A 20,315-nucleotide genomic window follows, 5' to 3' on the forward strand; every position below is an offset into this window, starting at 1 on the left:
GTGAGCACGATCTTTGACAACCTGCGGCTACCGCGGCTGACCCGAGCGGCGGCGGTTGTCGGGGCGCTGGCCGTGGTGGCGGCGCTGGCCGCCGGCATCATCGGCTGGCAGGTCTACCGCAAGCTGACCACCAACACGGTGGTCGCGATGTTCGAGCAGGCCAACGCGCTGTACCCGGGCGACCGGGTGGAGATCATGGGTGTGCCGGTGGGAGCGATCGACAAGATCGAGCCGGCCGGCGACAAGATGAAGGTGACCTTCCACTACGAGAGCAAGTACAAGGTCCCCAAGGACGCGCATGCGGTGATCATCAACCCCACCCTGGTGGCGTCGCGCAACATTGCCCTGGAGCCGCCGTATCAGGGCGGGGCGGTGCTGGAAGACAACGCGGTGATCCCGCTCGAGCGCACCCAGGTGCCGGTGGAATGGGACGAACTGCGTAAGGACCTCACCAAGGTCATCCACGATCTCGGTCCGACCAAAGAGCAGCCCAAGGGCCCGATCGGCGATGCCATCGAGTCGTTCGCCGACGGCCTGTCCGGCAAGGGCGCCCAGATCAACACCACGCTGAACAGCCTGGCGACCTCGTTGACGGCGCTGGGTGAGGGACGCGGCGACATGTTCGCGGTGGTCCGCAGCCTCGCGCTGTTCGTCAACGCGTTGCATGGCAGTGACCGCCAGCTGGTTGCGCTCAACAGTGATCTGGCTCAACTGACCGGCAACCTGTCCAACACCGACCAGGAGTTGGCGCAGGCCATCCGCCAGGTCGACCAGCTGTTGCCGACGCTGCGCAATTTCCTGGACAAGAACGGTTCGGTGCTGACCCACGACGTCAGCAACCTCGAAGAGGTGACCACCGCGCTGGTTCAGCCCGACGCCCTGGACGGCGTCGAGACTGTCTTGCACGTGCTGCCGGCGCTGCAGTCCAACCTCAACGGGATCTACCACCCGGCCAACGGTGGTGTCGTGCAGGTGCCGGCGATGAACATGTTCGCCAACCCGATGTCGTTCATCTGCAGCGCTATCCAGGCCGGTAGCCGACTGGGCTACCAGGAATCCGCCGAACTGTGCGCGCAGTACCTGGGACCGATCATGGACGCGATCAAGTTCAACTATCTGCCGTTCGGGTTCAACGCGTTCAGCCCGGCAGCGGTGCTGCCCAAGCAGGTCGCCTACACCGAGGAGCGGCTGCGGCCGCCGCCCGGGTGGAAGGACACCACGGTGCCCGGCATCTGGGCCAAGGACGTACCGACCTCGCACGGCAACCACAACTCCGAAGGCTGGATCGTGGCACCCGGCATGCAGGGCACCCAGGTGGGTGGCCTTACCGCGGCCATGCTGACCCCGGAGTCGCTGGCGGAGCTGATGGGTGGACCCAACATCGTGCCGCCACCGGACGGGGAGACCCCGCCGGGGCCGCCGAACGCCTACCACTACAACGGTCCGGAGCCGCCGCCGCCGTATCCACCGGTTCCGCCGCCGGCGGTAGCCCCCGGGATCGTTCCCGGACCGCCGCCGCCGAACCTGGTCATCCCGGGCACCGGGGCCGGGCAGTCGCCGCTCGCCGCGGAGGCACCCGCAGCGGAAGGACCGGGCCAGTGATCGCGTTGCGTGCCATGCGTCGTCGCCTCCTGCAGGGACTGGCGCTGACGGTCGGCGTCGTGATGCTGACGTCGTGCGGCGGGCCGTGGCGCGGCATCGCCAATGTGCCGCTACCCGGCGGCGCGGGCAGCGGACCCGGCTCATACGAGATCTACGTGCAGATGCCGGACACCTTGGCACTCAACGGCAACAGCCGAGTGCTGGTGGCCGACGTCCTGGTCGGCACGGTCCGCAAGATCCAGATGAAGAACTGGGTCGCCACGTTGACGCTGGGCATCGACAAGAGTGTCAAACTGCCGAAGAACGCCACCGCGAAGATCGGCCAGACCAGCCTGCTGGGCTCCCAGCACGTGGAGCTGGGGGCACCGGAGCATCCGTCGTCGGAGATGCTGAAGAACGGCGACACCATCACGCTCGCGAATTCGTCGGCGTTCCCCACCATCGAGCGGACGCTGGCCAGCGTGGCACTGATCCTGCGCGGCGGCGGGGTGCCCAACCTGGAAGTGCTGGCCGACGAGGTCACCAACATCGTGGGCGGGCGCAAGGACCAGATCCACGACTTCCTGGGCAAGTTGGACACGTTCGTGGTGCGGCTCAACGAGCAGCGCGACGACATCACCCACGCCATCGACTCCACCAACCGGCTGCTGGTGTACGCGGCCAACAGCAACGACACGCTGAACCGGGTGCTCACCGAATTCCCGCCGCTGATCAAGCATTTCGCCGAGAAGCGTGAACTGCTGACCAACGCGATCGACGCGGTCGGCCAGTTCAGCGCGGTCGCCAACGACACGCTGTCGCAGGCCAAGGGCGATGTGCATCGCAACCTGGAGTACCTGCAGCGTCCGCTCAAGCAGCTCGGCCGCGGCGCGCCGTACTTCAACGGGGCGATCGACCTGATGGTGACCACACCGTTCGAACTCAACGGCATTCCGTACGCGATCCGCGGCGACTACATCAACGTCTCGCTGCTGCTGGACACCACGTTGAGCGCGATCGACAACGGAATCCTGACCGGCACCGGCTTCTCCGGGGCGCTGCGTGCGCTCGAGCAGTCATGGGGACGCGATCCGGCCACGATGATCCCGGATGTTCGGTTCACGCCGAACCCGCTCGATGCGCCGGGCGGTCCGCTGGTGGAAAGGGGTGAGTGAGCGGTGCTAACCCCGTTGATCAAGCGTCAGCTGGTGCTGTTCGTGGTGATCTCGGCGATCACGATGACCGCGCTGGGCGGCTACTACCTGCGCATCCATCGCGTGGTCGGTATCGGCCAGTACACGCTGTACGCGGACCTGCCCTCGTCGGGCGGCCTGTACCCCACCTCCAACGTGACCTACCGCGGCATCACCATCGGCAAGGTCACCGACGTCCAGCCCACCGTGACCGGCGCGCGGGCCACGATGAGCATCGACACCAAGTACAAGATTCCGGCCGATGCGTCGGCGAACGTGCACTCGGTGTCGGCGGTCGGTGAGCAATACCTGGACCTGGTGTCCAAGAGCAATCCGGCGCAGAACTTCTCGTCCGGGCAGACCATTCCGCTCTATCAGGCCGACGGGGCGGAGCGGAATACGGTGCCGTCGCCGATCGGGCCGACCCTGGACACCGCGAACCGCGGGCTGGCGGCGCTGCCCGCGGACAAGATCTCCACCCTGCTGGATGAGACGGCGCAGGCGGTCGGTGGGTTGGGGCCGGCGCTGCAGCGCCTGGTGGACTCAACCCAGGCGATCGTCGGCGACGCCAACACCAACATCACCGATATCAACGACATCATCGCCAACTCCGGGCCGCTGTTGGACAGCCAGGCCAACTCCGGGAGCGCGATCGAGCGTTGGGCGGCGAACCTGAACAAGTTGGCGTCGCAGAGCGCCGCGCAAGATCAGGCGTTGCAACGCATCCTGCCGCAGGCGGCCGCGTCGGCCGACCAGGTCAATGCGGTGCTGGGCGGCATGCGCGACTCGCTGCCCCAGACGCTGGCCAACCTGTCGATCCTGTTGGACATGTTCAAGCGCTACAAGGGCTACATCGAGGGCATTCTGGTGGCGTTGCCGCAGGAGGCGGCGGCCGCGCAGACGGCGACGGTGCCGTTCGAGAGTGATCACCGCGCGCTGCTGCCGCTGGGACTGTCCATCAACCAGCCGGCGCCCTGTATGACCGGGTTCCTGCCCGCCTCGGAGTGGCGACCGCCGGCCGACATCAGCCCGCAACCGGTGCCGTCGGGGCTGTACTGCAAGATCCCTAAAGACACCCCGGCCAACGTGGTGCGCGGGGCGCGCAACATCCCCTGTGCCGACGTGCCCGGCAAGACCGCGGCGACGCCGAAGGAATGCCGCAGCAGCGAGCCGTACGTCCCGCTGGGTACCAACCCTTGGTACGGCGACCCGAACCAGATCCGCAACTGCCCGGCTCCCGGGGCGCGGTGTGATCAGCCGGTCGACCCGGGTCGGGTGATCCCGGCACCGTCGATCGAGAATGGCGTGAACCCGGCGCCCGCCGACAAGCTGCCCCCGCCGGCCGCGCTGAACACGCCCGGCGGCGCGGGACCCAACGGTGCGGCGCCCCCGGTCAACGACCCGCTGACCCGGCCCGGTTCGGGCTCGGTGCAGTGCAACGGGCAGCAGCCCAACCCGTGTGTCTACACTCCTGGTGCGGCACCGACGGCGGTGTACAGCCCATCCAGTGGCCAGTTGACGGGGCCGGACGGGGTCAAGTACAACGTCGACAATTCGAGCAACACAGGAGACGACGGATGGAAGGAGATGCTGGCACCGGCCAGCTGAACCCCTCCGACGCGAACGACACGTCGTCGACGTCGCCCGATTCGGCAGAATCGGCGGAGGGCACCGACCAGATAGACATCGAGGTGACGGCTGCCGATTCAGCAGAATCGGCGGACGCACCCGGCCAGGCGCGGGGACCGTCACGGTTGACCCGACGCTGGCTGCTCGGTATCGCCGCGACGCTATTGGTGGTGGCGGCTGCCGTCGGCGGCGGCGGCTACCTGGCGTTACGTTCGCACCAGGCGAGCCTGGCGACCGCGCGTGCCGGGGTGGCCGCGGTCGCGGCCGCCAAGGACTGCATGGCCGCGCTGAATGCCCCCGATCTGGCCACACTGCAGACCAGTCAGCGAAAGATCATCGATTGTGCGACAGGAAGTTTCGCGGCGCAGGCCCCGATGCTGGCCGGCCTGCTCAGCGATGCGTACGCGCAGGCGGATGTGCACGTCGAGGTACTCGATATGCGCGCTGCCGTCGAACGCAATAACGACGATGGATCGATCGACGTCCTGACCGTGTTGCGGCTGTTCGTGTCCAGCACCGGTAAGGAGGTCGGGTACCGGTTGCGCGTGACGATGGAACCCGTTGACGGACAATACAAAGTCGCCAAGATCGACCAGGTGGCGAAGTGACCGTGGTGGCCGAAGCCGCGCCAGCTGTTGTCAGCATCACGACCGAAGCCGACGGTGCTCCGGCGCGATGGCCTTCTCGGGCAACCGCTTTCCTCGTCGACGTGCTGCCCGGTACCGGTGTGGTGGCCACGGCGGTGGTGGTGTCGGTGACGGTGCCGAGGTATTCGCCGTGGTGGTTCGTGGCGGTATCGGTTGCGGCCGTCGCCATACTCGCGACGGCGCTCAATCGGACCATGGTGCCCGGCCTGACCGGTTTCAGTCTGGGACGCGCACTGGTGGGCATCCGCGTGATGACCCGCGGCGGCGACCTCCCGGCGCCGGGGCGCTTGTTGGTGCGCGACCTCGCGCACCTGCTGGACACCGCCGCATTCGGTGTCGGCTGGTTGTGGCCGCTGTGGGATCGGCGGCATCGGACCTTCGCCGATCTGTTGCTGGGCACCGAGGTACGCGATGCCCGCCCGCGCAGTTCGACTCGCACCCTGCGCGACCGAACCGCGGCCGTGGTGCTGGGCGCCGCGCTGGTCTCGGTGGCGCTGGCCGGGATGAGCAACCTGGCCGTCTACCGGCCCGGACAGATCGACCAGCAGGTGCGGGCCGAGTTGGCACTTCAGGGGCCGAAAGCCGTCGCCGACATGTTGTCGTTCCATCCCAAGACGCTCGCCGACGATTTTGCCCACGCGCAGACGTTGGTCACCGACCACTACCGGGCCGAGCTGGTCACCGTGCAGGAACAGATCGCCAAGACAGCGACACCGCACGAATACTGGGTGCCCGACAGCGCGGTGCTGTCCGCGACGCAAGACCGGGCGACCATGCTGATGTTCCTGCAGGGACAAACCGGCAGTACGCCGAAGATCCAGCCGATCAGTGTGACCGTCCGGGTGGGGTTGGTGCGGTCCGGGAGCCGCTGGCTGGTCGACGAACTCGCCTTCGTGCCACCGCCGAAGAAGCCCGAGGCCGGCCGATGAGTCCACGTCGCAAGATCGAAGCCGGCGAAGTCGAGCTGCTGGTTCCGACGCTGCCCCGGCCGCCGCGGCCCTGGCGGCTGTGGGCGACGATGGTGCTGGCCGCGCTGGTGACGGCGGGATCCGTCACCGTGGCCATCGTCATGCTCATCGATCACGAAGACCGTCGTCAGACCGCGTTCAAGCAGGTCGCGGTGCTCGACTTCGCGCGATCATTCACCGCCCAGTTTCTCTCGCCGGACCCGACCGGCGAGAACGGCGCCAACCGCTATGTCGACCGCATGACCGCGCAAGCCACCGGCGAGTTCGAGTCCTGGTGGAAGGAACGCAGAAACGAAATCCTCATCCAGGTCGCCCGCGGGCCGGAGGCGACCGCCGAAGTGCTCGACGCCGGGGTGGAACGGTGGCGGGACGACGGCAGCGCCGAAGTGCTGGTTGTGGCGAAAACCCACATCAAGGGCGTCAACGGCAAGATCGAGGCCGAGCCGACGGTGCGGTGCTTGGAGATCGTGACAAAACAAGGGGACCAGTGGAAGATCAGCAACTTCAGCCCGGTGATCTGACCGAGCTGGACGACTCGCCCGCGCCCGAGGCCACCGACACCCCGGGCGACGGTGATGACGCCGCGATCACAGAGTCCGCCGACGGTGTTGCCACGGCCGCCGAAACCGCAACACCGGGGCGGCCGATGCGGCTGCGCTGGGCTGTCGTCGCCGTCGGCCTGGCCGCCGCACTGTTCGTGGGGGCGGCGGGGTTCGCCGGCGCAATGATGTACCCGTACTTGGCGGACCGTGCACTGGTGGCCAGCAAGCTGGCGATCGCGCGCGCCGCGAGCAACGCGATCACCACGTTGTGGACCTACACCCCTGAGGACATCGACACCCTGGCCGACCGTGCCAGCAAGTATCTGACCGGCGACTTCGAGGCCCGCTACCGCAAGGACATCGACGCGATCGCCGGGGCCAGCAAACAGCAGAAGAACAGCGTCACCACCCAGGTCACCGGGGTGGCGGTGATATCGCTGAACGGGACGCAGGCCAGTGCGCTCGTCTACACGAACACCACGCTGACCAGCCCGCAGACCAAAGGCATTCCGGCGCTGCAGTATCGGTCCCACCAGATCTCGATGACCCGTGTCCACGGGCACTGGCTGGCCACCGAACTCGCGCCGATCACGAAATTCAGTGTGACACCGCAGTTCTAGATCTGAGGTTGCCATGACTGTCGCTGCGCCGATACCCGACCGGCGCAGCGTGGCGGCACTGCTGCTGCTGACCGCGGCGACCGGGGTGGTGGACGCGGTCAGCGTGCTCGCGCTGGGCCACGTGTTCGTCGCCAACATGACCGGCAACGTCATCTTCCTCGGCTTCTGGTTCGTCCCGCAGTCCGGGGTGGATCTGACCGCGGCCGTCGTCGCCGTCGCCGCGTTTGTCGCCGGCACCATCATCAGCGGCCGGCTCATCCGGCGCCTGGGTCATCGCACCCGGCTATGGCTGACCGCCACACTGGGCACGGAAATCGCTGTGCTGCTCGTGATGTCGATACTCACCGGAATCGGTGTGCTGCGCTACCACGACAATTCCAAGCTGGTGCTGATCGCCGGGCTCGGATTGACGTTCGGCTTGCAGAACGCGATGGCGCGCCAGTTCGGTGTGCAGGAACTCAGCACCACCGTCCTGACGTCGACGATCGTGGGTCTAGGGGTGGACAGCCGGCTGGCCGGTGGCACCGGGCAGCGGGAGAAGTTGCGCTACAGCGTCGTTGCCGCGATGTGCGGAGGTGCGATGATCGGAGCGACGCTGACCCGGGTCGCGGTGGCGCCGGTGATCGCGGGGGCCGCAGCGCTGGTCGCAGCCGCGCTCTGGTTGTTTCGGCGTTGACCCTGCGGCGATGGCGCAACACCACGAGTAGGGGCCGCCGCCACCGCAGGATGAACGCGTTCCAGGGGGTTACGCCCCGCCGTACTCCGGGCGCAGGATCGAGCTGAGCGCCGAGAGCGGGATATGCGGTGACACGGTTCCGCCGTCCATCGAGAACTGCCAGTCGGTCATGCCGTAGCGGATCGGTGAGTCGTGCCCGACGGGATAGTCCGGCAGGTACAGGATCAGCTCATCGGGCGTGATGGCCCACGCCTTGAAACCCGCGCCGAACGGCTTGTCCGGCGTCCAGCGGTCCAAGACAAACGGATAGGTGCCGGGTTGGTGTTCCCAGTGGGCGTTGTCGAGCGCCTCGATCATGTACGGCTCGGCCAGCGGCGGGATGGCGACCAACGGATCCACCCCGGGTTTGGTGATGTCGGAGAGTTGGATGCGTCGGCCACCGCTGTCGTAGCTGAACGTGCGGTAGGCGTTGTTGATCCACGGACCGTCGGCGTGATAGTCCTCGTGGAACACCACGCTGGTGGCACCGCCGTGCGGGAAGATCTCGTAGTTCTCCTCGCCGAAGCTGTCCTGCACCATCGAGGCGCCCTTGATCTTCCAGTTGTTGAACAGGTTGCGTAGGTACTCGCGGATCTCCGGCCGGTCGACGAAGCCGTCGGGAACGGCCATCTTGATGTCGCGGGTGGCTTTGCGCTCGGAAACGACCGCGGTGTGGCAATAGTGACCGTCGAAGTCGCCCCCCAGTTCGGAGCAGAAGGACTGCGCCGAGGCCGACGCTGTCGGTGCCAGCACGGCGGCCGGCGCCATGGTTGCCGCGATCGCCGCCACGCTCGCCAGGATTCGGGATGCCCACATACTGCTAGCTCCTATGGCAGTTCGACTTTGCTTGCCAGCCAGTGATCGTCGACCTTGTCCATGGTCATCTTCATCCGGCTGCGGTCCACCCGAGCATCCGGGCGAGCGGTGTTGGTCACTGTCTGGTCGACCATCAACAGCACGACGACCCGGTTCTGCGACTCGTGCTGGATCGCCGACGCCACCACGACGCCTTGCGCAGTGGCCTTGTTGTCGATCAACAGTTGCCGCAACTGCATGCTGGACTTGGTGTACATGTCCTTGAAGTTGCCGGTCGCGCCGTTGAGGACGGCGGCGAAGTTCTCGTCCAGCTTGTTCGAGTCGATGCTGGTCAACACCTGGGCGTAGTCGACCGCGGTCTCGCGGGCGGCGTTGCCGGCCTGGGTGACTCGGTGCTGCTGCCACAGCACCCAGCCGAGACCGCCGGCAAGCCCGAACGCCACCAGGAACACCGCGGCCACCGCCCCGATCCGGGCGAATCGCCGCCACGGCCGCCGGGCGCGCGCACCGACCGTCGATTCCAGACCGGTTACCTCGGTGTCGGCGTCGTCCAGCACCTCGGTCTGCTCGGCGGGGGCGCCTTCGTCCTCGGCGGCGTCGGTGTCGGCAACCTCGGTGTCGGCGTCGTCGGCCATGGTGGTGTCTCCTAGCGGATCAGCGTTAGCGGGGCGGCTCTATCGGCAGCGTCGGCCCGCCGTAGGGCGTCGGAATTGTGTAGCGGCCCTTGGGGGTTGGATCGGTGGTCGCGGCCAGGTCGGCGCCTGCCGGGGGACCCGCCGTGTCATCGCCGGCGGGCCGGGGGGCGTTCTTGGCCCCGCGGATCAGCACCGCAGGATCGTCGGTGAGGCAATAGCCGTAGCGGAACGGTTCGGGGTAGTCCGCGCCGGAGGGAACCCGACGCGGGGTGCCGTAGTCGCAGACGTAGCGCGGGTAGATGTCGGCGGTCGCCCAAAGCCCGTTCTCGTGGAAGGTGCTGGCCAAGGCGTCCAGACCGGAGCCGCGATAGCTGGGGAACAGCGCGTTCAACGCCGGCACGCGAACGTAGAGCAGCTGCGACATCGTGGTCAGGTTGGCGAGCAGGCCGACCATGGTGTCGGAGTTGTCGTCAAACAGGTTGTCGACCGACGAGAGCAGCCCCGGTGTCTGGTCGAGAAGCCTGCGGTATCCGGCATCCATCCTGTTGACGCCGGTCAGCACCTCGTCGAGATTGCCGGTGGTGGCGGCCAGCCCGGCGTTGACGTCGTTGAGCATGGTCAGCACCACCCGGCTGTTGCGGAGCAGGCTGACGGTCTGCGGCAGCACCGGGTCCAAGGTCGACAGCAAGAACATGCCGCCATCGACGATGTCGGCCAGCTTCTGGGGGCCCTCCTTGCTCATACCCAACTCGTTCTTGATGAGCTCGAGCTTCTTCACGTCGGTTTGAGCGAGGATTCCATTGGTGTCGGCCAGCATCTGGGACAGCGGAACGGGAACCGTAGCCCGCTCACGACCGACGACGCTGCCATCGGACAGGTACGGGCCAGCAGTGGACGGGGGCTCGAAATCGATGTACTGCTCACCGGCCGCGGACAGCCCGGAAACCTTGACGGTGCTCGCCACCGGAATCTTGACGCGTGTCTTGATGTTGGTGACCGCTTCGACGCCGTCGGGGGTGATGTGCAGGGACTCGATGCGGCCCACCGGAATACCGCGGACGGCCACATCCTGATTGGCCAGCAGCCCGCCGGAATCGGGCAGCTGGACCTTGACCTGATACGTGGTGTCCGTCGGGTTGACCCGCAGGGCACCGAGCAGCAGATAGGCGGCCGCGACGACGAGCGTCAGTCCCAGGCCGAGGCTGGACAGCCAGTTGCGTTGCCGGTAGCCGGCCCTGACCACGTCGACGATGACTCGCGCAATCGCTGAGATCATGGGCGCCGCTCCTGTCCATCGCCGCGTACTGCACTCGTCGCGACGCGGATCACGGCGTCGGCTCCTGATGCGCAGCGTTGCCCGGCCCCGGGCCGCCCGGTCCCGCCTCGATGTCGTGGCGCGCCTGCTGCTCAGCGGGACTCGGCGGAATCGCGGGACCGACCGGGAACCACGGGGTTTGGCCCATCGCGGTGTCGGGGCCGGTACCCACCACACGTTCCTGCAGCCGCCACAGGGCGTATTTGATCGAACCGGCCAGCTTTGCCCAGTCGTAACGTTTGGGGCCGTGGAAGGCCAGGTCGCCTTTGAATCCGGCGTCGGGAATCGACCCGAGGACCAACCGGTCGATCGATGCACGTACCGATATCCCCGATCCGGGCAGCAACTTGACGATCGGCGGCATCAACCGGTTGAGCGCGTAGAGGCTGACATCGGGGTCGACGGACACGTCGTTGAACGCACCGGCGGCGGTGTTCAAATCCTTGATGACGCTGCGCCCGCTCGTGTCGGTGCCGCCGATCGACGGAAGCCTGGTCAGCTGCCGGGTGGTCGCGCCCAGCAGTTCGACGAGGTCGGAGATCTGGTTGGTGTTGGCCGCCAGCGTATCGGTGGCGGGGCCGACGTTGGCCAGGACGTCGGACAGCGCCTGGTTCTTCTCGTCGAGCCGGTCGCCGAGCGCGGCGGTCTGCGTCAACGCGTCCTCGATCTGGCCGGAGCGGGTGTTGAGCTTGCCCAGCAAGTCGTTGGTGTCGTTGATCAGGTTGCCGAACGCCTGCCCCTGGTCGCCGGTGGCCCTTCCGGCCCCGTTGACGAAGTTGGTGAAGTTGCGCACCGCGCCACCATTGACCAGAAGTGCCGCCGAGCTGAGCACCGATTCCACGGTGGCTGCCGCCGCGGTGGAGTCCAGCCCGATGGTGTCTCCGGCTTTGAGCAGCGGCGCGCTCGGATCCAGCGGAGTCGGCGGTTTGACCGAGATGAACACATCGCCCAGCGGGGTTGCAGAGCGCAGCTCGGCGGTGCTGCCCACCGGCAACCGAACGCCGTCCATGATGCGCAGCGTGGTCACCGCTGTGTAGTTGCGCGCGACCATGGTTTCCAACTGTCCGACATCGGCGCCGGCGAGTTTGACCTTGGCGTGCGCGGGCACATTCAGCGCGTTGGAGAACACCGCGGTGATGATGTAGCCGCCGGAGCCGATGCCCGGTGCGGGCAGCGGCAGGCTGCCCAATCCGTTTGTGCCGCAGCCCGCCGTCAGGCCGGTGATCAACAGGGTGGCCGCGGCGGCTCCGATTGCCCGTTTCACGTGTCGTGCCATGGTCACTGCCCCATCGCCGAAAGGCCGTCGAGAATGAAGGTCAAACCGAAGTCCGGTCCGTAGTCCTGTAATGTCCCTGTGCTGCAACCCAGTTGACGCAGGTGCATCATGTTGCAGAGTTCTTTCGTCGATTGCGTATCGGTGAGAATCTTATCGACGGGGACATGGACCCGCACGGCGCCGTTCACCTGGTCGACGGCGTTGTACTGGTTCTCCATCAGCAGCGGCAGGATGTCGATCATCTCGGCGAGGTCGCGCTGGCTGGCGACGGTGGACTCCAGCGGTACCTTCCCGTTTTCGATTGCGGTCTTGATGTTGTCCCGATTCGCCTGGATCAGGCCCGCCGCCTGCACGATGATCTTGTTCAGGGTGCGGCCGGTGGTACCGGTGCCGAGGTCCTCGTCGGCCAGCATTTGAGTCAATTGGCGCGTTGTCGAACCGAATTCGCGCAATTTGGCGTCGTTGCGGGCGGCCGCATCCATCAGCGAGCTCAGGTTGGTGATGATCGTGGTCAACTGATCGCGGGTGGCCTCACCGCGATCCGAACTGAGCCGCAACGCCGCGGACAATTCACTGAGCGCCGAGCGGACCTTCTCGCCGTTGCCTGCGGTGGAGTCCGCCGCGGCGTTGACCAGGTCGGCGATCGGTCCGCCGCCCTTCTCGTCGCCCTTGAGGGACTTCGAGATCTTGTCGAGCATGTCGAGCACCTGGTCGAAGGCAACCGGGGTCTTGGTGCGGGGCAGGCCGATCGTGTCGTGATTGCGCAGCACCGGACCGCCCTTGTAGGGGGGCGTCAGCTCGATCTGCCGGTCGGTGAGGATCGACGTGTTGATGGTGACCGCGTGTACATCGGCCGGGACTTTGACGTTCTTGTCGACGGTGAACTCGACCTCGACGTAGCCACCCTTCGGGGTGACCTTGGTGACCTTGCCCACCGGCATCCCGACCACAGCGACCACGTTGTCTTCGTACAGACCGGCCGCGCTGTCGAACTGGGCGGTCACCGTGATCGTGTTGACCTGCTTGTAGATGTAGGAACCAACCGCCCAGAGCACGGCGACCGCCAGCACCGCGATACCGGCGACGATGGCGATGACCCTGTTTCTCCCGCTCATGCTCGGCTCCTGCTGGCTGCGGTTCTCACGCGGGCTCGCCTCAGGGCGCTCATTTGCAGTCCTTGAAATATTCGATCATCCCGAATTGCTTGGCGCGCCCGCTGATCGCGCACATCCACGAGTCCACGGCCAGCCCGTTGTTGGTGTAGAACTCGACCGCCGGGCCGTATCCCATCACGTTGGTCAGGCCGCGCAGCGCCGGCGGCGCCGACTGGAGCAGGCTGCGGAACAGGTCGTCGTGTTCGCCGATCATCTTGGAAAGCTCGCGCAGGTTGCCCAGCATCTCGTCGAGTTGCGGGCGGTCGTTGACCACGATGTTGTTCAGGTCGCCGCTCAGATTCGTCAGGGCAGCCAGCATGGCGTGGAAGGTGGCCTGGCGCGCCACGAACTCACCGATGAGATCCTGGCCCTGATCGACGAGGTTGCCCAGGTTGCTCTGCTGGGCGCGCAGCGTATTGGCCACCCGCTGCGTGCTTTTGAGCAGGGTGCCCAGTTGGTCGCGCTGGCCGGCGGTGATGGTCGACAATTCGTGCAGGTTGGCCATGGCTTGCGGCAGAATGCCGGGCAGTCCGTTGAGCTGTTTACCCAGGATGCCCAGCGATTGGGCGAACTGGTCGGAGTCCGTCTGCTCGAAGGTGGTGGTGGCGTCTTCCAGCGCGGTCTGCAGGTCGTAGGGGACCTGGGTGTGGGCCAGGTCGATGGTCTTGTGTGGCAGCGAACCGGGACCGTCGGGCACCAGCGCCAGATACCGCGACCCCAGGATCGTCATCACGTTGATGATCGCCCGGGTGTCCTTGCCCAGGGGGATGTTGTCGCGCACCGTCAGACCGGCCTCGACGTGGTCGCCGACCAGTTTCGTCGAAGAGACGGTGCCGACCTCGATGCCGGCGACGGTGATCGGATTACCGGGGCGAAGCGACGCAGCCTGGGCGAATTCTGCGGTGTAGTGGGTGTAGCCGAAGCCGAGCAGCTTGATGAAGATCGAGATCGCCACCAGCACCGTGATCACGCCCAGCGCGATCACCCCGAGCATGGTTCGGTTGTAGGACTCCAGCGTCCGGTTCCGCCAGCGCTGGAGCAACGACGGCGACGGTGCGGGCACGGGTGTGGTGTCGGTGTCAGCCATTGGCCATATTCCTGCATCTCGGGGTGTGCCAGCCCAGGTTCTCCTTGGTGATCACCCGCGCGTTGCCCGGTGTGGCGGCGTTGACGATGAACGTGGTCATGTCGTTGAGGCCGGGGAAGAAGGCGGTGGCGTTGAGATCGCAGACGTAGGCGTTGACGTAGCCGCCTTCCCCGACGATGCGGGCCAGGCCCTTGAGTAGCAGCGGCAGGTTGTCACCCATGAACGCCAACTGCGGTTCGATCCCGACCATGTGCTTGGCGAAACCGGGTTGGCGGGTGACGAGTTGGTTCAACGACGGGTAGACCTCGTTCATGATGGTCGACAGCTGCCGGGTGACCTGGGCCAGTGAGCCCACCGACGACTGCAGGGCGGGGCGGCGCGCGTCGAAATCGGCGACGATCGTGCGGGCCTGGGTCAGTGCGTGATCCAGGTTGTCGTTTTGCGCCGAGACGTTGTCGGTGACCCGCGACAGGCTGCTGATCATGGTGCCCAGGGCTTGGTCGCGCCCGGCCAGCGAGCGGGTGAGGACCGAACTCTGTTCCACCAGTTCGGTGATCGAAGCCCGGTCACCGGCCAGCGATTGGATGACCCCCTTGGTCAGGTCGTTGGCTGCCTTGGGGTCCAGTAGGGAAAACAGCGGCTCGAAGCCGTTGAGCATCGCCCCCACGTCGAACGACGGATCGGTGCGTTCCACCGGGATGACGCTGCCCGGCGGCAGCAGATCGGTGCTGCCGACCTTGCCCAGCGTCAACCCGAGGTAGCGCTGCCCGATGATGTTCTGGTAGGTCACCGAGGCGAGGGTGTTGCCGTAGAGCTTCTGGTCGTTTTGCACGATGAAGGAGACTTTGGCGAGTTTGCCTTGCAGTTCGATCTTTTCCACCCGGCCCACTCGCACCCCGGCCATGCGGACGTCGTCGCTTTCGCGTAGCCCGTACACGTCGGTGAACATCGCCGCGTACGACGAAGTTTTGCCGGCCACTTCGCGCTGCAGGGTGGCGTAGACGAGCCAGGTGACGGCGATCGCGATCACCATGAAGATCGACAATCCGATCAGCGGCCCACGGATTCTCATTTCGGCCCCTCGATCGGTGCGTCCTGCGGGCTGTCTTTGACCGAGACCGTCATGCCGCGAGCCACCGGCCCCAGCAGCAGTTGGGTGGCCACCGACGCCGGCTGCCCCGTCATCACGCCCAGCTGGGCTGCTTCGACGGCGCTGCCCACCGGACCGACGTTGCCGCCGAACGACGCGGGTGCGACCGACGGCGGGCCGGGCGCCAGCGGTGGCGCCGGTACACCCAATTCGGGGCCCACCGGGGCCTCCGGGAGCGGGGGGCCCGGCGGCGGCGCGGCTTGCGCGAGGTCGGGGTCGGCGGTTCCGGGCACTCGCGGCGACGGGCCGATGAACGGGTGCAGCGGCGGGTTGGGCTCCTCCAGGCTGGGGTAGGGGTTGGGCAGCGTCCCGTCGGCCATCAGATCGCCGTCCGGGCCGATGACGGTGCCGCGCGGCGGTTCCAGGCCGGCCGGGAAGTGGTAGTTCTGCGGCAGCATCGCTTCGGGCAGATCCGGGCGGGTCTCCACCAGCGGGGCGGTGAAACAGCTGGGTCCCTTGAGCTCGCCGTATCGCGGGCAGTCCGCGCGGGTGTAGGTGTAGGTCGGCGTCAGCGACAGGTTCACTCGCATGTTGCCGGTGTCGAACTCCGGAATCCAGACGTTCTCGAAGAACAGGTCGGACAGCTTGCGCACCCGATGGAAGATGGGTACGAACTGGTCGCTGTGCTGAGCGAACACGCCCAGCGCCGGGGTGAGGTCATGACCGAGCTGGATCATCTGGTCGATGTGGTTGTCGATCGCGGTTTTGGTGGTGCCGAACGTGTTCTGCGCACCGCCGATCAGCGTCTGCAGCTGCGCCCGGGTTTCGGCGAAGGTCTGCATCGGCCGGACCGCCTCGTGCAGGGCGTCGACGAGCTCGGGTGCGGTGGCCTGTAAACCGCGGGTCGCGCCCAGCAGCGCCGAGACCGTCGACGGCGCGGCGGGATCGGTGGCCACGATCGCGTTGAGCTCGCCCAGGAGCCGGGTCATCTGGCCGGCGGCGGTCAGCAGCTTTTCACGCCGGTGATCGGTGGCCGCCCCGACGGCGGCCAGAATCCCGACGCTGTGGTCGTCGCGGCCGCGCCCGGTCGCGGCGAGAATGTCACGCAATTTGGAGATGGTCGTCTGGAAGATCACCGTCGACAGCTCGGTGTCCTCCGGGATGTGGGCTCCGTTGCGAATGGTGGGTCCCGCGCCCCTGTCGACGAGCTGCACCGAGGACACCGCGAATACGTTGGACGGCACTACCCGGGCGGTCACCGTGGCCGGGATGTCTTTGGCGTATTGGGGTTTGAGGTCGATGTGCACGTAGTTGGGTTTGCCGTACGCCGCCGGGGTGACGTCGTTGACACTGCCGACCAACAACCCGTGGTACTTCACATCGGATTTGCCGGGCAGACCGTCGGCGACGTTGACCAGATCGGCGACCACCCGGACGTAGTCGTTGAGCCGCCCGGTCGATTTGTAGAGCAGGGTGCTGGTGATCGCGACGATCACCACCAGTACCGCCACCCCCGCGACCAGCAGCTGCTGATCGGAGGGGCCGCGGCCGTCGGTGTCTAGCGAGTTGCCCATCTAGCCCCCGAACCTCGCGCCGGCGTCGATGCTCCACAGCGCCATCGTGAGCAGCATGTTGACGATCATCACGATGGTGATAGACGCCCGCATCGCGTGTCCGGCTGCCACCCCGACACCCTCGGGCCCGCCGGCGGCGTAGAAGCCGTAGTAGCACTGCACGGTGGAGGCCAGCCAGACGAAGATCACGCACTTGATGACCGAGTAGATGATGTCCTTGCCGGACAGCATCATCGTGAAGTAATGCATGTACGGGCCGATGGAGCCGCCGCTGATGACCCCGGTCGCCAACTGGCAGGTGATGTAGGTGATCGCCAAACACGCCACATACAGCGGGATCACAGCGATGATCGCCGACATCAGCCGGGTGGTCACCAGATACGGGATGGGCCGGATCGCGATCGAGTCCAAGGCGTCGATCTCCTCGGCGATGCGCATCGCACCCAGTTGAGCGGTGAACCGGCAGCCGGCCTGCATCGCGAACGCCAACGCCGCCATGATCGGCGCCAGCTCCCGGGTGTTGACCAGCGAGGAGATGATGCCGGTCGCCGGCCCCAGCCCGATCAGGTTCAAGAAGTTGTAGCCCTCGATGGCCACCAGCGCGCCGGCGGTGAACCCGAGCACGATCGCCACCCCGGCGGTGCCGCCACCGACCACGATCGAGCCGTTGCCCCAGGCGATGTCGGACAGCAGCCGCAGAAATTCCTTGCGGTAGGACCGCAACACGGTGGGCACTGCCGCGACCGCGCGCACGAAGAACAGCATCATGTGCCCGAGCTTGATCGCCGGCTGCGACGCTCGGCGATAAGCGTTCAGGAACGGACGGGCGAACCCGGGGACATAAGGAGTGGCGGTCATCGCTACAGCCCCGTCCGCGGGAACAGCGTCTGGTAGAGCTGACTGATACCGACGTTGACCATCATCAGCACCAGGATCGCCTCCACCACTGCGGCGTTGACGGAGTCGGCAACCCCGGTCGGTCCGCCCTTGGTCGACAACCCCTTCTGACAGGCCACCACCGCCACGATCATCCCGTAGATGATGGCTTTGAGCAGCGCCACGATCATGTCCTCCGGTGTGGCGAACGACGCGAACGTCGCCACGAAACTCCCTGGTGCGCCGTGCTGGAAATACACGTTGAACAGGTAGGACGCCAAAAACCCTACAAAACAGGTGATTCCGGTCAGCGCCACGCCGACCATGATGGCCGCACCGAACCGCGGCACCACCAGCCGGCGGATCACCGACACCCCCATGACCTCCATGGCGTCGGTCTCCTCGCGCATGGTGCGCGAACCCAGATCGGCGGTGATCGCCGACCCGACCGCCGAGGCCATCATCACCGCCGCGACCAAGGACGCGGCTTGGCGGATCACGGCCAGGCCGGCCGCCGCGCCGGCCAGCGAGGTGGCACCCACCTGGTTGGCCAACAACGCGAACTGGATCGACAGCGTCACCCCGATCGGCAGCGCCACCAGAATCGTCGGCAACACGGCGGTGCCGGCCATGAACGCGCCCTGGCGGATGAACTCGCCCCACTGGAAGTTACGGCTGAACAAATCCCGGAAGAACCACTCGATGGTGCGCACACCCAGCACGTACTGCTCGCCGACCGTGGTCAGCGACGCCAGCGGATGCCGTTTGACGTAGCCGGTGCTCCACTCTTCGATAGCCGCGACACCGTCGGAGGACGGCTCGCGGGTGGTCTTGTCTTCGTCTTGGGTGGTCATGAGCGGGCGTCCAATAGTTGGTTTTCCAGTGCCGACGGGGCGGGCGGTGCCGACTCCGGCGAGCTCACTGGGCGATCCACGGCGGCCATGCTAACCGCCTTCCTTACCCTTCGGTAGGTATACCCAGCGGTAGGTTTCCGCGACGGGTTCCCGTCCGCGGGGCGGCGGGCGTTGGGAAATATGCGCGGTGCCGATATTTCGCCCCCCATAGCGTGCCATCTTGAGCTATCGGGACACCGGGCGTGGTCGATTCGTGCAAGATGGTCGGGTACCTGGGCGGGAGGTAACCGATGGTGCCGAATGGACTGCGATCGACTCGGTCCGCGGTGGCCTGTGCGCTGACCGCGGTCGGGCTGCTGGCGTGCGGATACGCGTCCGCAGACTCCGCGGCGCCGCCAGCGCTACCGGTTTTCACCCCGGGGCCCAGCGACTGGTCACCGCATTCGGAAATCTGGCCGTACAGTACCTTCACAGAGAAGGTGACTCCGGAGATGGTCGCCGGCATGTCGGATTCCTGCCAGTGGTTCGCTGTGCAGTTCGACCCGCTGATGGGCCAGATCAACGACTTCAACAACAACCTGGCCAACCAGCATGACGTCTACTCCGGGGTGCAGGGGCAGGCCAATGGTGTCGTCGCCAACATCGATCAATCCACGGCCTTCCTCGCCCCGCGGATGCAGCCGTTGACCATCCGCAACAACCTGGACAACTATGGCCCGTACTCACCGATCTACGGGGGTGAGCAGATGACCAGCATGGTGTTTCAGCTGTCCCAAGTCTCCGAGAGCATCAAGAAGAAGGATCCGTCGGGTGTCATGCACGCCCACATCTTTCACGCCGCGGGATGGGGCAACGCGCTGCGGGACTCGGGCGCCTGTACCTGAGGACGCGTATGGTGGCTAGCCAGAGCCCGGGGCGCTGAGCCCTGGGAAACGGCACCGTAAGTGTAGTTATAGTCACCGGTTTCGGGTGCAGCCCACAGGGAGGACCATCGAGGTGAAGTCTTCGGCAGATGCCGCAGCGGTCGACAACGGCGATTCGGACGCGAACCAGGACGACAACGTGGACGAGAGCGAGGTCGAGGATCCTGCTGATGGTGAGGCCGATGAGCGGGATCCGGCGGCGGAGAGCGAAGATCTCGGCGACACGGAGGATTCCGCCGAAGCCGGCGTCGATGAGGCGGATAAATCGGATCCGCCGACCCGCCGGCCACCCGGGGGATCGGTGCTGCGGTGGGTGGCGGCCGCGGTGCTGGTCCTCACCCTCGCCGGAGCGGGCGTAGAGGGGTGGCTGTGGTATCGGCACCACCAAACCGAAGTTGCCGGCGAGCAAGCGACCGAAGCGGCAAAGCAATTCGCGCTGGCCCTGACCACCGTCGATCCCAATGCGCTGGACAAGAACTTCGCCGATGTCCTCGACGGCGCGACCGGCGAGTTCAAGGACATGTACAGCCAGTCCAGTGAACAGCTTCGCCAGGCGCTGATCGAGAACAAGGCTGCGGCACACGGCACCGTCATCGACGCCGCGGTCAAATCCGCCACCAAGAACAAGGTCGAGGTGATGTTGTTCATCGATCAGTCGGTGAGCAACGCCGCCTCGCAGGGGCCGCAGTTGGACCGCAGTCGGGTGGTGATGACGATGGAGAAGGTCGACGGCCGTTGGCTGGCCAGCAAGCTGGAGATGCCGTAACCCCCATCGGCAACCCCCACCGGCGCGAGCAGACGCAAAAGTGCCCTATTTGGC

Annotated in this window: 20 protein-coding genes; 10 read left to right on the forward strand and 10 right to left on the reverse strand. The window is 66.3% G+C overall.

The window, feature by feature from the left end; all coding sequences use genetic code 11:
- Genes AC5Y36_RS19905 through AC5Y36_RS19940 form a run of 8 tightly spaced genes read left to right on the forward strand, consistent with a single transcriptional unit; the run spans nt 1 to nt 7,856 of the window.
- Complete coding sequence (locus tag AC5Y36_RS19905) at nt 1–1,602, forward strand: virulence factor Mce family protein (RefSeq protein ID WP_500042673.1); 1,602 nt, start codon at nt 1–3, stop codon at nt 1,600–1,602.
- Nucleotides 1,599–2,756 (forward strand): MCE family protein, encoded by a 1,158-nt coding sequence (locus tag AC5Y36_RS19910; protein WP_500042674.1) that lies wholly within the window; start codon nt 1,599–1,601, stop codon nt 2,754–2,756. The genes AC5Y36_RS19905 and AC5Y36_RS19910 overlap by 4 nt, the downstream gene beginning before the upstream one ends.
- A gap of 3 nt (nt 2,757–2,759) precedes the next feature.
- Nucleotides 2,760–4,382: an MCE family protein gene (locus tag AC5Y36_RS19915; RefSeq protein ID WP_500042675.1), complete on the forward strand. Its 1,623-nt coding sequence runs from the start codon at nt 2,760–2,762 to the stop codon at nt 4,380–4,382.
- Nucleotides 4,352–5,011: an Rv1363c family protein gene (locus AC5Y36_RS19920; RefSeq protein ID WP_500042676.1), complete on the forward strand. Its 660-nt coding sequence runs from the start codon at nt 4,352–4,354 to the stop codon at nt 5,009–5,011. Before AC5Y36_RS19915 ends, AC5Y36_RS19920 begins: the two co-directional genes overlap by 31 nt.
- The gene (locus AC5Y36_RS19925) at nt 5,008–5,979 is read left to right on the forward strand and encodes an RDD family protein (RefSeq protein ID WP_500042677.1); all 972 of its coding nucleotides are present in this window, start codon (nt 5,008–5,010) and stop codon (nt 5,977–5,979) included. Before AC5Y36_RS19920 ends, AC5Y36_RS19925 begins: the two co-directional genes overlap by 4 nt.
- Nucleotides 5,976–6,539, forward strand: coding sequence for an Rv1363c family protein (locus AC5Y36_RS19930; protein WP_500042678.1), 564 nt, complete (start codon nt 5,976–5,978; stop codon nt 6,537–6,539). Before AC5Y36_RS19925 ends, AC5Y36_RS19930 begins: the two co-directional genes overlap by 4 nt.
- Nucleotides 6,506–7,180, forward strand: coding sequence for a mammalian cell entry protein (locus tag AC5Y36_RS19935; protein ID WP_500042679.1), 675 nt, complete (start codon nt 6,506–6,508; stop codon nt 7,178–7,180). The genes AC5Y36_RS19930 and AC5Y36_RS19935 overlap by 34 nt, the downstream gene beginning before the upstream one ends.
- 13 nt (nt 7,181–7,193) lie before the next feature.
- Nucleotides 7,194–7,856 carry a YoaK family protein gene (locus AC5Y36_RS19940; RefSeq protein WP_500042680.1) on the forward strand — a complete coding sequence of 221 codons (663 nt, stop codon included), beginning with the start codon at nt 7,194–7,196 and terminating at the stop codon, nt 7,854–7,856.
- Between the two features lie 69 nt (nt 7,857–7,925).
- On the opposite strand, the gene AC5Y36_RS19945 is transcribed toward AC5Y36_RS19940, so the two are convergent.
- Genes AC5Y36_RS19945 through AC5Y36_RS19990 form a run of 10 tightly spaced genes read right to left on the reverse strand, consistent with a single transcriptional unit; the run spans nt 7,926 to nt 18,572 of the window.
- Nucleotides 7,926–8,711: a mannan-binding family protein gene (locus AC5Y36_RS19945; protein ID WP_500042681.1), complete on the reverse strand. Its 786-nt coding sequence runs from the start codon at nt 8,709–8,711 to the stop codon at nt 7,926–7,928.
- An 11-nt stretch (nt 8,712–8,722) separates the two neighbouring features.
- The gene (locus AC5Y36_RS19950; RefSeq protein ID WP_500042682.1) at nt 8,723–9,346 is read right to left on the reverse strand and encodes an Rv1363c family protein; all 624 of its coding nucleotides are present in this window, start codon (nt 9,344–9,346) and stop codon (nt 8,723–8,725) included.
- A gap of 25 nt (nt 9,347–9,371) precedes the next feature.
- On the reverse strand, nt 9,372–10,622 hold the full coding sequence (locus AC5Y36_RS19955; RefSeq protein WP_500042683.1) for an MCE family protein: 1,251 nt from the start codon (nt 10,620–10,622) through the stop codon (nt 9,372–9,374).
- A 49-nt stretch (nt 10,623–10,671) separates the two neighbouring features.
- Nucleotides 10,672–11,937, reverse strand: a complete 1,266-nt coding sequence (locus AC5Y36_RS19960; protein WP_500042684.1) for an MCE family protein — start codon at nt 11,935–11,937, stop codon at nt 10,672–10,674.
- A gap of 2 nt (nt 11,938–11,939) precedes the next feature.
- Nucleotides 11,940–13,052: an MCE family protein gene (locus AC5Y36_RS19965; RefSeq protein ID WP_500042685.1), complete on the reverse strand. Its 1,113-nt coding sequence runs from the start codon at nt 13,050–13,052 to the stop codon at nt 11,940–11,942.
- Nucleotides 13,053–13,101: 49 nt separating this feature from the next.
- On the reverse strand, nt 13,102–14,178 hold the full coding sequence (locus tag AC5Y36_RS19970) for an MlaD family protein (RefSeq protein ID WP_500042686.1): 1,077 nt from the start codon (nt 14,176–14,178) through the stop codon (nt 13,102–13,104).
- Nucleotides 14,171–15,250 carry an MCE family protein gene (locus AC5Y36_RS19975; protein ID WP_500042687.1) on the reverse strand — a complete coding sequence of 360 codons (1,080 nt, stop codon included), beginning with the start codon at nt 15,248–15,250 and terminating at the stop codon, nt 14,171–14,173. The genes AC5Y36_RS19970 and AC5Y36_RS19975 overlap by 8 nt, the downstream gene beginning before the upstream one ends.
- Nucleotides 15,247–16,842, reverse strand: coding sequence for an MlaD family protein (locus AC5Y36_RS19980; protein ID WP_500042688.1), 1,596 nt, complete (start codon nt 16,840–16,842; stop codon nt 15,247–15,249). The genes AC5Y36_RS19975 and AC5Y36_RS19980 overlap by 4 nt, the downstream gene beginning before the upstream one ends.
- Nucleotides 16,843–17,700: an MlaE family ABC transporter permease gene (locus AC5Y36_RS19985; protein ID WP_500042689.1), complete on the reverse strand. Its 858-nt coding sequence runs from the start codon at nt 17,698–17,700 to the stop codon at nt 16,843–16,845. It abuts the gene before it with no gap.
- 2 nt (nt 17,701–17,702) lie between these two features.
- Nucleotides 17,703–18,572, reverse strand: coding sequence for an MlaE family ABC transporter permease (locus AC5Y36_RS19990; RefSeq protein ID WP_500042690.1), 870 nt, complete (start codon nt 18,570–18,572; stop codon nt 17,703–17,705).
- Between the two features lie 290 nt (nt 18,573–18,862).
- On the opposite strand from AC5Y36_RS19990, the gene AC5Y36_RS19995 reads away from it, so the two are divergent.
- A complete protein-coding gene (locus tag AC5Y36_RS19995; RefSeq protein ID WP_500042691.1) occupies nt 18,863–19,456 on the forward strand; it encodes a hypothetical protein in 594 nt (197 codons plus the stop codon).
- Nucleotides 19,457–19,568: 112 nt separating this feature from the next.
- Complete coding sequence (locus tag AC5Y36_RS20000) at nt 19,569–20,261, forward strand: Rv1363c family protein (protein WP_500042692.1); 693 nt, start codon at nt 19,569–19,571, stop codon at nt 20,259–20,261.
- Nucleotides 20,262–20,315 lie beyond the last annotated feature (54 nt).

This window comes from Mycobacterium sp. NGS50, assembly GCF_059812545.1.